The organism is Paenibacillus sp. EKM212P (assembly GCF_011066115.1).
Classification (GTDB): Bacteria; Bacillota; Bacilli; order Paenibacillales; family Paenibacillaceae; genus Paenibacillus; species Paenibacillus polymyxa_B.
In genome coordinates, this window is the sequence record NZ_JAAMNR010000006.1 from 109,966 (window position 1) to 122,722 (window position 12,757).

General features: G+C 47.7%; 12 protein-coding genes. 9 read left to right on the forward strand and 3 right to left on the reverse strand.

What is annotated here, in order from left to right:
• Positions 1–187: 187 nt before the first annotated feature.
• A complete protein-coding gene (locus G9G54_RS18135; protein WP_103050007.1) occupies positions 188–1,528 on the forward strand; it encodes a TrkH family potassium uptake protein in 1,341 nt (446 codons plus the stop codon).
• A 193-nt stretch (positions 1,529–1,721) separates the two neighbouring features.
• Entirely contained in the window at positions 1,722–2,399 is a 678-nt protein-coding gene (locus G9G54_RS18140) for a potassium channel family protein (RefSeq protein WP_028541455.1), read from the forward strand.
• Positions 2,400–2,404: 5 nt separating this feature from the next.
• Here the strand turns inward: G9G54_RS18140 and G9G54_RS18145 are convergent, their stop codons facing one another.
• Positions 2,405–3,310 (reverse strand): LysR family transcriptional regulator, encoded by a 906-nt coding sequence (locus G9G54_RS18145; RefSeq protein ID WP_028541456.1) that lies wholly within the window; start codon positions 3,308–3,310, stop codon positions 2,405–2,407.
• 226 nt (positions 3,311–3,536) lie between these two features.
• Here G9G54_RS18145 and G9G54_RS18150 point away from each other — a divergent pair, with 226 nt between their 5' ends.
• The 7 genes from G9G54_RS18150 (at position 3,537) to G9G54_RS18180 (ending at position 10,324) form a co-directional block, all read left to right on the forward strand.
• Positions 3,537–4,211 (forward strand): succinate dehydrogenase cytochrome b558 subunit, encoded by a 675-nt coding sequence (locus G9G54_RS18150; RefSeq protein ID WP_061830110.1) that lies wholly within the window; start codon positions 3,537–3,539, stop codon positions 4,209–4,211.
• Between the two features lie 93 nt (positions 4,212–4,304).
• A complete protein-coding gene (gene sdhA, locus G9G54_RS18155; RefSeq protein WP_061830109.1) occupies positions 4,305–6,050 on the forward strand; it encodes a succinate dehydrogenase flavoprotein subunit in 1,746 nt (581 codons plus the stop codon).
• 19 nt (positions 6,051–6,069) lie between these two features.
• Positions 6,070–6,837: a succinate dehydrogenase iron-sulfur subunit gene (gene sdhB / locus G9G54_RS18160; RefSeq protein ID WP_013311795.1), complete on the forward strand. Its 768-nt coding sequence runs from the start codon at positions 6,070–6,072 to the stop codon at positions 6,835–6,837.
• Between the two features lie 161 nt (positions 6,838–6,998).
• A complete protein-coding gene (locus G9G54_RS18165; RefSeq protein WP_165179096.1) occupies positions 6,999–7,808 on the forward strand; it encodes an aminoglycoside N(3)-acetyltransferase in 810 nt (269 codons plus the stop codon).
• Positions 7,809–7,873: 65 nt separating this feature from the next.
• Positions 7,874–8,818, forward strand: a complete 945-nt coding sequence (locus G9G54_RS18170) for a metallophosphoesterase (protein WP_165179097.1) — start codon at positions 7,874–7,876, stop codon at positions 8,816–8,818.
• A 105-nt stretch (positions 8,819–8,923) separates the two neighbouring features.
• Complete coding sequence (locus tag G9G54_RS18175) at positions 8,924–9,664, forward strand: metallophosphoesterase family protein (protein ID WP_025724028.1); 741 nt, start codon at positions 8,924–8,926, stop codon at positions 9,662–9,664.
• 51 nt (positions 9,665–9,715) lie between these two features.
• Complete coding sequence (locus G9G54_RS18180) at positions 9,716–10,324, forward strand: GNAT family N-acetyltransferase (protein WP_165179098.1); 609 nt, start codon at positions 9,716–9,718, stop codon at positions 10,322–10,324.
• A 340-nt stretch (positions 10,325–10,664) separates the two neighbouring features.
• Here G9G54_RS18180 and G9G54_RS18185 read toward each other — a convergent pair whose 3' ends face one another.
• Positions 10,665–11,552, reverse strand: a complete 888-nt coding sequence (locus G9G54_RS18185; protein WP_165179099.1) for an NAD-dependent epimerase/dehydratase family protein — start codon at positions 11,550–11,552, stop codon at positions 10,665–10,667.
• Between the two features lie 347 nt (positions 11,553–11,899).
• Entirely contained in the window at positions 11,900–12,640 is a 741-nt protein-coding gene (locus G9G54_RS18190; RefSeq protein WP_061830104.1) for a GTP pyrophosphokinase, read from the reverse strand.
• Positions 12,641–12,757: the final 117 nt, after the last annotated feature.

A 12,757-nucleotide genomic window follows, 5' to 3' on the forward strand; every position in this document is an offset into this window, starting at 1 on the left:
GAATAGTGCTTGACATGCATTCTTCCTGTATTCAGGGAATGCTAATTATAGTTACTTAAGGTTTGGAAAAATCAAAAAATTCAGGGGCAACGACGATCGGAAGATCAAATGGAACGCGTAGCGAGCTTACACCGTATTAAATCACTGTTTTTATAGTTTTAAGGATTAGGAGAGAAGTGATGAATAGATGAATCCCAATGCAAGCTGGCTTCGGCTTTCTCCACCGCAGATATTCGTTGCGGGCTTTGCCATTATCATTCTTATAGGTAGTTTATTGTTAATGCTGCCGATCTCCAATACAACAGGAAAGCCACTTGCGTTTATAGACGCTTTGTTTACTGCCGCCTCTGCGACCTGTGTAACCGGGCTTGTCGTAAAGGATACCGGGCTCTTTTTTACCACTTTTGGTCAAGTTGTCATCGTTGCGCTGATCCAGATCGGCGGTCTTGGCTTTATGACCATGGCTACCTTGATTGCACTGGTGTTCAAGCGTCGGATTTCCTTGCGGGAGCGTCTCATTTTGCAGGAAGCGATGAATCAGACTTCTGTAGAGGGAATTGTCGGGTTAATCCGTAAGGTATTACTGTACTCACTAGTTATTGAAGGCGTATGCGCTACGATATTCTCGGTTCGCTGGTCCTTTGATATGCCTGTAGGCAGGGCGATTTATTTTGGAATCTGGCATGCCATCTCCATGTTTAACAATGCTGGTTTTGATTTATTCGGTGAATTTCGCAGCTTGACAGGTTATGTATATGATCCGATTGTTAATTTTACCGCAATGTTTCTAATTATTTCTGGCGGCATTGGTTTTGTAGTGATGTCAGACCTGGCAGAATATCGCAAGCGCAAGAGACTGTCCTTGCATACCAAGGTGGTACTCAGCATGACGGGCGCTATGATTGTAGTCGGCACGCTCGTGATTTTTGTATTTGAGTTTACGAATCCAAAGACTCTTGGCTCGCTTGATTGGGGTGGTAAGCTACTGGGATCTTTATTCCAGTCCGTTACTCCCCGTACCGCAGGTGCCAATACGCTGGACATCGCAGGCTTGCGGCAGGCTACGCAGTTTTTTATCATCATACTCATGTTTATTGGAGCTTCCCCTGGCTCCACTGGAGGCGGGATTAAGACCACAACATTCGCCCTGCTCATTGGAGCAGTGATTTCGATGCTGCGGGGGCGGGAAGATATTGTACTGTTCAAGTACCGACTTGCGCAGGGACGAATTTACAAGGCTTTGACCATTACACTGCTGGGGTTGCTGTTCGTGATCGGGGTGACCATGATTTTGTCGGCAACCGAAGATCATCATTTTCTGATGATCTTGTTTGAGACGGTGTCTGCGTTTGGTACGGTGGGGCTGTCGATGGGGCTTACACCTGATTTGACAGTCATAGGCAAGCTGGTGATTACCCTGACGATGTTTGCAGGTAGACTGGGGCCACTCACGCTAGCTTATGCACTGGGGCCGAAAAAGGGTAAAGAATTATATCGTCATCCGGAAGGCAAAATGATTATAGGATGAATCATTTCATAATACATTTCGTTGGTTTAATCATTTCAGGATTTTGCAAAATTCGATACCAGTCGCTCCGAAGTCAAGATATAGACGAACTAAACCATTTCGATCTATATCTTCTTCATTGGAAGTCGCTTATGGGATTTTTGCAAAATCCTCATTTATGAAATTGATTCAGATAAGGAGTTTTCGAGTAGATATGAAAACGCAGCAGTTTGTAGTTATTGGCTTGGGGCGGTTTGGCTCAAGCCTGGCTTTGCAATTGGTGGATATGGGGTGCGAGGTGCTAGGCATTGACCGGAATGAGGATGTTGTGGACAGTATGAGTGAGATGTTGACACATACTGTCGTGGCGGACGCTACCGATGAAGACTCGTTGCGATCACTGGGCATCCGTAATTTCGATTGTGGCATTGTTGCTATTGGTGATGACATTCAGGTAAGCATCCTCACCGCCATTTTGCTCAAGGAGCTGGGTGTGAAAAAAGTTGTAGCCAAAGCCATATCTGTGCTGCACGGGCGTGCGTTAGAAAAGCTCGGTGTGGACCGGATTATTTATCCAGAACGGGATATGGGTATCCGGGTGGCTCACCAGCTAGTCACGCCTAATTTGCTCGATTATTTGGAGTTGTCTAAGGAATACAGTATTGTGGAACTCAATGTACCTGCATGTCTGAATGGCAAAACGCTAGCTGAGCTAAATGCCCGTACTCGCTTTGGTTGTAGCGTCGTGGCGCTTCATACGGCGAACGGTATCCTGATCGCACCGACGGCTATGGATCGGCTAAAAGCAGACGATATTATGGTCATCATCGGTTCGAATGACAATATCGGTCGCTTTGAGGATGAGGTTGTTAATGTTAATGAAGAGGATTAAACCCTCTACACCATACGGTAGCCTGCAAACGACGCCCGTGTCTCGCTAATCCAGCGTCGTGCTGTCGGACCGAGATCGGTCGTCTCCGAGTAAATGAGGGAGGTCGTTCGGCGTGTCTCCTTCAAATCGGGCAAGTATAATGCAGTGAGTCCATTATCCCGTAATAGTTCGCTGCGCAAATAGGATTTGGGTAGCAAGGCAGAAGCCTTACAGGTTGGAAGCAGGCGTACAATTGCCTCGAAGGAGTCGATTTCCATGCGGATATCCGGCATGATGCCGCTGCGCTGGAACAAGTCATCCGTCAGACTGCGGTACCAGGTTCCTTTGGAGAAAATAATCATCGGCAATCCTTGCAGATCTTTCATCGAGGCCGTTCCTGTCTTGACGGTTAATTCATGTCCAATGGGAACAACGAGCTCCAAATGATCATCAAATAGCGGAATGCAACGCAGTCCGGCTTCATGAATGGCAGACCCGACAATACCGGCGTCTGCTTTTTTGTCACGTACAAAGGCGACGATTTCATGGGTTTTACCGGTGAGCAGCTTTAGCTCGGTTTGAGGATGCTTGCTCATGAAAGCTTCGACGAGGGTAGGTAGCGTCGTTTGGAGTGTCGTGAGACTAGCCCCGAGTGTAAGCATACTCTGGGCTTCATTTTTGTGCTGGGACAGCTTTTGTAAGAAGCGAAGCTGTCGTTGCCGTTGCTCTAGCGCGAATGTATAAACAAATCGGCCAGTGGACGTAATTTCGAGCCGTTTGCCCCGACGATCAAAAAGATTCACACCCAGCTCTTCCTCCAGCTTCGCAATTTTGCGAGACAGGGCAGGTTGGGACAGATTCAGTAGTTTGGAGGCTTTATTCAGGCTGGACTGCTCGACAATGACGGCAAAAGCGTTCAAATCCTCAAACAAATCATCCACTTCCTCTCTATATGCAAAAAAGACATAATAATTAATACGTATATTGCAATTCCATTATAAGCCGAAAAGGAGTAACATGAAAGCGACACAAGATGTTCACACTTTTGTTTTTCCTTATAAGGGACACCTTGTTGGACATTTCCTGTCGGAAAATGTCAATTTATATGTTATATTACTATTGAAAACGCTATTATTGGGAGAAGGGAGCATGACCTAGATGAGAGGATTTTATTCCAGAAAGCTGCATTCGCTTCTTGGCGTCATTCCGCTGGCTCTATTTTTTGTTGAGCATTTGGTGACGAACTTCACAGCGGTGGAGGGCGGCAAGGAAGGATTTAATCGCAGCGTGGCCTTCCTGAATGGTTTGCCACTGGTTATTGTGCTAGAAACGTTATTCATCTACTTGCCATTACTGTTCCACGGAATTTATGGCTTGTATATTGCTTATCAGGCTGACCCGAATGTCAAAAGATTCGGCTATTCACGTAACTGGCGCTTTCTGTTCCAGCGTATTTCCGGCGTTATTACGTTTGTATTTATTATCTGGCACGTATACGACACGCGCTTTCAGGTGGCTCTGGGTAATGTAACCCATGAGGAGCTAGGCGGAGTCATGCATGGCATCGTGACGAACCCGGTTTATTTCATTTTGTATTTAATCAGTGTCGTTTCGGCATCCTTTCACTTTGCTAACGGACTGTGGGCATTTATGGTCAGTTGGGGGATTACCGTGGGACCACGTGCGCAAAAAGTATCTTCTTATATCTGTATGACCCTGTTCGTGGTGGTGTCTATCGGCTTCATCGCTTCCCTGCTTGCATTCCGCAGTGCGGAATTTCAGGAAACGGCAACTGCCTTGGTGCAATGCGGCGCTTTTAAACAGCTACTATAAACGACTCATATCAATTATACATCGTGTTGAGATTCTATTTTCAAACGTAAAAGGGGATTTGGTTAAAATCCTGAAAAAAAGGAGTGAGCAGAAATGGCAGCATCCAACATTATTGTCGTGGGCGGCGGTCTGGCAGGTCTAATGGCTACAATCAAGGCGGCAGAGGCGGGAGTTCACGTTCATTTATTTTCTTTGGTTCCGGTCAAAAGGTCCCACTCCGTTTGTGCTCAAGGCGGCATCAACGGTGCGGTTAATACCAAGGGTGAGGGAGACTCACCATGGATTCACTTCGATGATTCAGTTTATGGGGGGGACTTTCTGGCCAACCAGCCTCCGGTAAAAGCGATGTGCGAAGCGGCCCCGGGGATCATTCATCTCATGGACCGCATGGGTGTCATGTTTAACCGGACACCGGAAGGACTGCTGGACTTCCGCCGCTTCGGCGGTACCCAGCATCATCGGACCGCCTTTGCCGGTGCGACGACAGGACAGCAGCTTCTGTACGCTCTCGATGAGCAGGTTCGGCGCTGGGAATCTGCAGGTTTGGTGACCAAGTACGAGAACTGGGAGTTTTTACAGGCTGTACTGGATGATGAAGGCATCTGTCGAGGGATTTGCGGGCAGGATTTGCGTACGATGGAAGTGAAGACTTTTGCGGCGGATGCAGTTATTTTGGCATCTGGTGGCCCCGGGATTATTTTCGGTAAAACCACGAATTCCGTCATTAATACGGGCACGGCTGCCGGTGCGGTGTATCAGCAAGGCGTACGCTATGCGAACGGTGAGTTTATCCAGATTCATCCGACGGCTATACCAGGTGATGACAAGCTGCGTCTCATGTCCGAGTCGGCACGGGGAGAGGGCGGTCGTATTTGGACGTATAAGGACGGCAAGCCGTGGTATTTCCTCGAAGAAAAGTATCCGGCTTACGGAAATCTGGTCCCTCGCGATATTGCGACACGTGAAATATTCAGTGTATGCGTAGATGATGGACTGGGTATTAATGGCGAGAACATGGTCTACCTCGATCTGTCCCACAAGGACCCGAAAGAGCTGGATGTAAAGCTGGGCGGCATTATTGAAATTTATGAAAAATTCGTCGGTGACGATCCGCGCAAAATCCCGATGAAAATATTCCCGGCTGTTCATTATTCAATGGGCGGCATGTGGGTTGATTACAATCAGATGACGAATATACCGGGCTTGTTCGCGGCTGGTGAGTGTGAATTCCAATATCACGGTGCGAACCGTTTGGGTGCGAACTCGTTGCTGTCAGCCATTTACGGCGGGATGGTGGCTGGACCTAAGGCTGTGGAATACATTAAAGGCTTGAAAAAATCTGCACAGGATATAGCTACCTCCGTATTTGATGCGGCAGTTCATCAGCAGACGGAGAAGTATGAGCGTATTTTGCATATGGACGGAAAAGAAAATGCTTATGTTCTTCATAAAGAGCTGGGCGAGTGGATGACGAACAACATGACTGTAGTTCGTTATAATGACAAGCTGGAAGCTACGATCCACAAGATCAAGGAGCTGAAGGAGCGTTACTCTAACATTAACATCAATGACGCTTCGCGCTGGAACAATGCGGGTGCGGCGTTTACACGGCAACTGTGGAATATGATGGAGCTGGCTGAAGCGATGACCAAAGGTGCGCTACTGCGCAACGAAAGTCGCGGGGCCCATTACAAACCAGACTTCCCGGATCGCAACGATGAGGATTTCCTGAAAACAACGATTGCGGACTGGACACCGGAAGGACCACAAATCTCGTATGAAGCGGTGGATGTTTCGCTGATCAAGCCGCGTATTCGGGATTATTCCAAGAACAAATAACGGAAGGGAGTGTATTTAGATGTCGGAGCAAGCAGTGAAGTCGAATAAAACAGTGAAATTCGTTGTGACCCGTCAAGCTGATCCTAAAGCCAGTCCCTATACGGAAGAATTCGAATTGGCTTATCGTCCGGGGATGAATGTGATTAGCGCGCTGATGGAAATTCAGCGTAACCCGGTGGACAGCCACGGTAAAGAGACGGCCCCGGTATGCTGGGAGTCGAATTGCCTGGAGGAAGTATGCGGAGCATGCTCCATGGTGATTAACGGCAAGCCGCGTCAGGCCTGTGCGGCGCTCGTCGATAAGCTGGAGCAGCCGATTACGATCGCGCCGATGAGCACGTTCCCGGTAGTTCGGGATTTGGTCATCGACCGCAGCCGGATGTTTAATGCGCTCAAGAAGGTCAAAGCGTGGATTCCGATTGACGGTACCTACGATCTGGGCCCTGGTCCTAGAATGGCAGAGAAAAAGCGTCAGTGGGCGTATGAGCTGTCCAAGTGCATGACCTGCGGTGTCTGTCTGGAAGCTTGCCCGAACGTCAACGAGAAGACGACGTTCATCGGACCTGCGGCGATATCTCAGGTTCGCCTGTTTAACAGCCATCCGACAGGGGAAATGAATCAGGAAGAGCGGCTGGAGGCGTTGATGACGGACGATGGGCTGGAAGGATGCGGGAACTCGCAAAACTGCGTACGCTCTTGCCCGAAAGGCATTCCGTTGACAACTTCCATTGCCGAAATGAATAAGGAAACGACCAAGCATATGTTCAAGCGCTGGCTGACTGTATAGCAAATAGGTTATGCCCAAACAGGCTTTTTCTCAAACTGGAGAAAGCCTGTTTTTTTGCGCTCAGAAAAGATGGAGGGTAACATGGAGGAAGGAGCGCGGATAGCAGTTATGGTATAATTATGGTATTGTGTATCGTTTTTGGAGAAAAGGAGGCTGGACAGGTGACTGTGCAACCGATAACGAATCGACCTGTCACTAGGTCGGATGTCATGAAAGGATTAAAGGAGTTGGGAGTTCGGAGCGGCATGACATTGCTTGTTCACTCGTCGATGCGCAGCATTGGACGCTTTATTCCAGGCGGGGCCTCGGCCATTCTTGCCGCGCTAACCGAAGCGGTTGGCCCGGAAGGGACGCTGGTGATGCCGACACAGTCTCATGACTTGACTGATCCTTCGACCTGGATGAACCCGCCTCTGGATGAGTCATGGTGGGAACTGGTACGCGAGGAAATGCCCGCTTATAATCCGGCCTGGACGCTGACCGGGGGGATGGGCATCATTGTAGAAACGTTCCGTGGCCTGCCGGGAACCAAGCGCAGCGGGCATCCGCATGTTTCTCTGGCGGCACGTGGACCTGCTGCTTTGGGATTACTGACAGATCATCAGCTCAACTATGGGCTGGGTGAGCATTCGCCCTTGGCAAAGCTGTATGAGGCAGATGCCTATGTGCTGCTGTTGGGCTGCGGACATGACAGCAACACGTCCTTGCATTTGGCGGAATATCGAACAGCCTATAATGGACGAGAAGTGATCACGCATCAAGCTCCTATGATGGTGGATGGAGCAAAAGCGTGGGTATCTTTTCAGGATTTTAATATTACCTCAGATGACTTTGAGAAGCTGGGACTTGATTTTGAACGGGACTGTCCCTCAGCTTTTACGCGAGTGAACATTGGAGAGGCTTCATGTTTTTTCGCGAGGCAACGTGATTTGGTAGACTATGCGGAGCAGTGGTTGTCCACCCATCGCTAAAGCTTCTGGACAGTAAGAATTTCTAAAAAGTGAGATCAAGGAATAGATCGCAAGGGGGAACGCATATGGAGAAGACGCCGCACACCCGCCGCGAGAGTCAGGATGGCCCGCATCAGGGGGCCGCTATCCCTCCCGGTTCTTCGCGGCGTTCCGTTTCAAATGAACCAGCCAATCCTTCGCGCCGCCATTTTTTGAAAAAAGCGGCTTTAGCCACAGCCGGAACCGCGCTTCTGGCTGGAGGATATGCTTCCTTATGGGAGCCTAATCATTTGGAAATTACACGCTTCAACTTGACTCTCCCTCGTCTTCCGTCTGCTTTTGACGGAATCAGGGTCGTACATTTCAGTGATGTACACTTGGGTTTTCATATGGATGAGCAGGATCTGCGCGAGCTTGCGGACCGTATAGCAGGTCTGAAGCCAGATTTGCTCTGTTTTACAGGCGATATTGTAGATGACTATGCAGTATCCATGAAGGCTGCTGTTCCAGTTATGGCTTCGATGCACGCCACACTCGGCAAATTTGCTATTTTGGGCAATCATGATTATAGAGGCTTACCAGCCGGAGTTCAGGAATTATACCCAAAAACCGGATTTACGTTGCTGAGAAACGAGCATGCGATTGTAGAGCTTGCGGGACAGCGTGTAGCCATGGTCGGTTTAGAGGATAACATTATGGGCAAGCCCAATCCGCAGCGTGCCATCCACGGGCTACCTGATGAGATGTGCAAGCTGCTGCTGATGCATGAGCCGGACTATGCAGATGTAGCGGCGCAAATGTCCTTTGATCTTCAACTGTCGGGGCATACCCATGGAGGACAGGTACGCTTGCCGGTCATTGGAGCACCAATGCCGCCTCCGGGTGGACGCAAGTACATCCAGGGGTTATTTCATGTGGGAACAGAGAGAATGCCGCTGTATGTCAGCCGAGGCATTGGCATGACACATTTGCCGATTCGCGTGCTGTGCAGACCGGAGCTTAGTGTCATTACGCTAAAATCCAGCCAATAGGCCATGATCTTTTTTTCATCTTTATCATATATGTTGGAACTACATAAAGATGGCTTGAATGTAGTGTAGAGATGTAGTCGTTTCGGACAAAGGAGTGAGGTTCAGATGGATCGTATTGCTGTCATTTCAGATATTCATGGCAATTGGCCTGCCTGTGAGGCGGTGCTGGAGGATATTGCTTCCCGAGGCATTAGCCGTGTGTTTTGTTTGGGGGATCTGATCGGCAAAGGGCCTAGCCCGTGCGAGGTTCTGGATGCTGTCCGTCAACGTTGTGAAGTGGTCGTGCGGGGGAATTGGGATGAGCTGGTTAGTATTACGGATGATCTCAATTTTAGCTGGCAAGCCGAACGCTTGGGGGCAGAACGAGTGCAGTATTTGGCACAGTTACCGTTTCATTATGATTTCAGAATGAGCGGACGCCGTATCCGTCTGGTGCATGCCTCGCCGCAAAGTGTATATCACCGTGTGCAGCCATGGGATGAGCCGGAAAAACGGCTTGCCATGTTCGATCCGTTAGCAGAAGAAAATGGAAAAGTTGCTTTTGCTCCAGATGTTGTGGGATATGGTGATGTGCACAATGCTTTTATCCAGCATTTTCAGGGAAAAACCCTTTTTAACGTCGGCAGTGTCGGGAATCCGTTGGATGTTACGCAGGCTTCCTACTGCATTTTAGAGGGCGAGATGGGAGAGGAGCAGCCTACGTCCTTCTCCATTCATTTTGTACGTGTACCTTATGATATAGAACTGGCGGTAAAACAAGCGGAGGAAGCTGCTGTGCCTTCTTTGCCGTATTATATTCGAGAGCTGCGCACAGGAATTTACCGCGGGATTCAGGACCTGGATTAAGTATGGAAACATTCATTTCTAAAAGCCAATCCATCCGCAGGGGGGAACATTGTGCTGACCAGAGAAATGCTTCGTCTTGGGCTACCGGAGCTTTACACCCGCCGAGTCCGATTGCGCCAGCTAAGAACGGAGGATTATCCCGCGCTGGAACGGATTCTATCCGATCCATTGGTGATCCAATATGTGAATCGAATTCGCAAACCAGTCAATACACGAATGCGGCGTCTGGTTGCGCAAATTAAAATATCTGCTGATTCACTAGATTCCCTGCATTTTGCGGTGGAATGGCATCAGAGAAATACAGGAGAAAGCAATCTACTTGGTGAATCCAATGAGCTTACCTCCTCACCGTTGCTCGGTATCGTCTCTTTTCAGCAATGGAATGAAAGAACGGGTGAGGCACAACTGGGCTATATTCTGGATCGTCCTTTTTGGGGACAGGGGCTGGCTACAGAAGTGGTGGGAGAAATGCTGAATTTTGGTTTCGGATCTTTAAAGCTCAAGCGGATCGAAAGTCGTTGCCAAGAGGATAATCAGGCTTCCATGCGCGTACTTATTAAAAATAAGATGCGCCTGCTGCGTACAATTGGTGCTTATGATCCCTCAGGAGAGGTGCCGAGTGTATTGGTATTTTCGATGAACCAAGGAGATTATGCATAGAAATGGCAGTGGAATATTTTGTTACAAAGATGAAATATAACTGCAAAACAACTCTAACACAGGACGGGTACAATACAGACATGACCCCCTTTTGAATAATAAATGTTGCTGGGACCCGATGATTCGGGTCCTCTTTTTTTGTTATCCTATAGTAGGGCATTCTCTATCTCTGTGGCGGCGAGTGGCCTTCTTGCCTTGGCTGGGCTCATTTGTATTTCAATTTGTTACAAAAATGAAACATAACTGCAAAGTTACTTTAACATAGAGTGGGTACAACTAGACATGACCCCCTTTGAATTATATATATTGCTGGGACTCGAAGCTTCGGGTCCTCTTTTTTTTATGATTTATAAGAACGGTTCAGGCTGGTTACCAGTTCTGGAAGCCATTCATGTAGGGAGAGAAATGAGTACCCCTCTGACTGGGCTTTGGACGTATCCATGTACCACGATTGTGTAATACCAAATGGAGACATGTGCTCGTCTGCTGTTTTTTCTTTCATCACAGCTTGTTTTCCCGTTACCTGCTCAATGATCGAAATGAGCTCTCCAATCCTCACTGTACCGTCGGAGCAAGCATTTACAGGCCCTGTTAAAGGAGTGTGACCAAGCCAAAACAGAAAATCTGCGGCTTCATCGGAACGAATAAATGAGATTTGTGCTGCGGAATTAGGGACTCCGATTTCTATTCCTTCACGAACATGTTCGATATGAAAGTGAAGTCTTTTCGTATAATCGTCTGTCCCCAATACAATCGGAAAACGAACAGCAACTACAGGGAATGTAGCTTGCTGCATAAAAACTGCTTCTGTCTGCCGTTTAGCCTCCTGATATGTAAAATCGTCCTTCCCGCCCTTGCGAACCGGGTAAGCTTGAGGGTCAAAGATGCTCTCTGTCAGCACTTCCGGGCTCGAATCATAGACGGATAGGCTGGAGGTCACAATATATCTCTTGGCTGTAGCATCAAAAATGCGGCAGGCTTCGCTTGCTTCATCTGGAGAAAAGCAAATATTATCATAAACAACGTCCCACACTTGCTCACCTACCGCCTCAGCGAGTGCTTGCCGGTCGGTACGGTCTGCACAGATTCGCTGAACGCGGTCACCAAACGAATCGCTCGTTTGGCCTCGTGTGAGGATGGTAACGGAGTTCTCGGAACTCTCCAGCAGACGTTCCACCAGTCTCTTGCCAAAAAAGCGCGTTCCACCCAAAACAAGTATCTTTTTCATACTTACATCACTCCTCCTGAAATGGTTTTCATTTATATTAAGATAGACGAAATAATGACTGTTAAGGATACAGGGCGAATGAAAAGAGTTTGATGAAGTGCTCTTAGTTACATAGCTCATCTAACAATTAAGTAAAAAGAGGAGGATCATAGGTTGTAGTGGAGTCGCATGTCCTGAGGGGCAGATGAATTTGAACCGGAGTGGAGAATTTGAATCTGGAGAAGCGCAGGCGTTCGCCTTTGCAATGGGATTCTACCCTTTAAAGGGCTTATAATATCCAGTGAATCCCGTTGCAACAGCGATCATAAGATCAAATCATTCGCATAGCGGTGGAGCACCGCCTAATCTTACTCTCCTAGAAGCTTCAAGAAATTGGCCGGCACCGTAATTTGCTGATTATTAATCATAATCTTCCGAAGCTCCTCTATGGAGTCTTCTTCACCTCTAGCGTCTTTAATCTCCTTAATTTCACGATGCAGTCGCTCCATTTGAAGATCGAGAGCATTAGCGGAATCTGCTGCGTTCTTTAATTCACGTGTCAGGTTTTCGGGCACAGACTGGTTGTATTTATAAAAGATTTTATGCTCCAGGCTGGCCCAGAAATCCATCGCAATGGTTCGAATTTGCACCTCTACGCAGACTAGCTCCTCACAATCCGACATGAATACAGGAACTTGAACCAGCAAATGCAGGCTCTGGTAACCGTTCGGCTTGGGATTCTTGATGTAATCCTTAATTTCTAGTACCTTCAAGTCACTTTGTCTCTGAAGCATGTTACTGACATCATAAATGTCAGAAATAAAAGAGCAAGTAATACGCAAACCTGCGATATCCTTGATATGATCTTTGATAGCATCCAGCGATAACTCGCTATTTTTACGAATCATTTTATTCATGATGCTCTCAGGAGATTTAAGGCGTGATTTGGTATGCTCAATCGGGCTGTAATCGTGCAATGCTTGAAATTCCTGCTTTAATATTTCAATCTTGGTTTCCATTTCGTCGAGCGCAAATTTATAGATGAGCATAAATCGCGTGATGTCATGCTTTAGCTTTTTAAGCTTGTTCATAGGATCTTCCAAGTGCATATGTAATTCTCCTCACACATAGATGTCATAATCTTGCTAAGCGTTCGCCTTTGCAATGGAATTATCACCTTATAAATTACAATCCCCAACAATCCCATTGCAGCAGCGTTTGTAAGA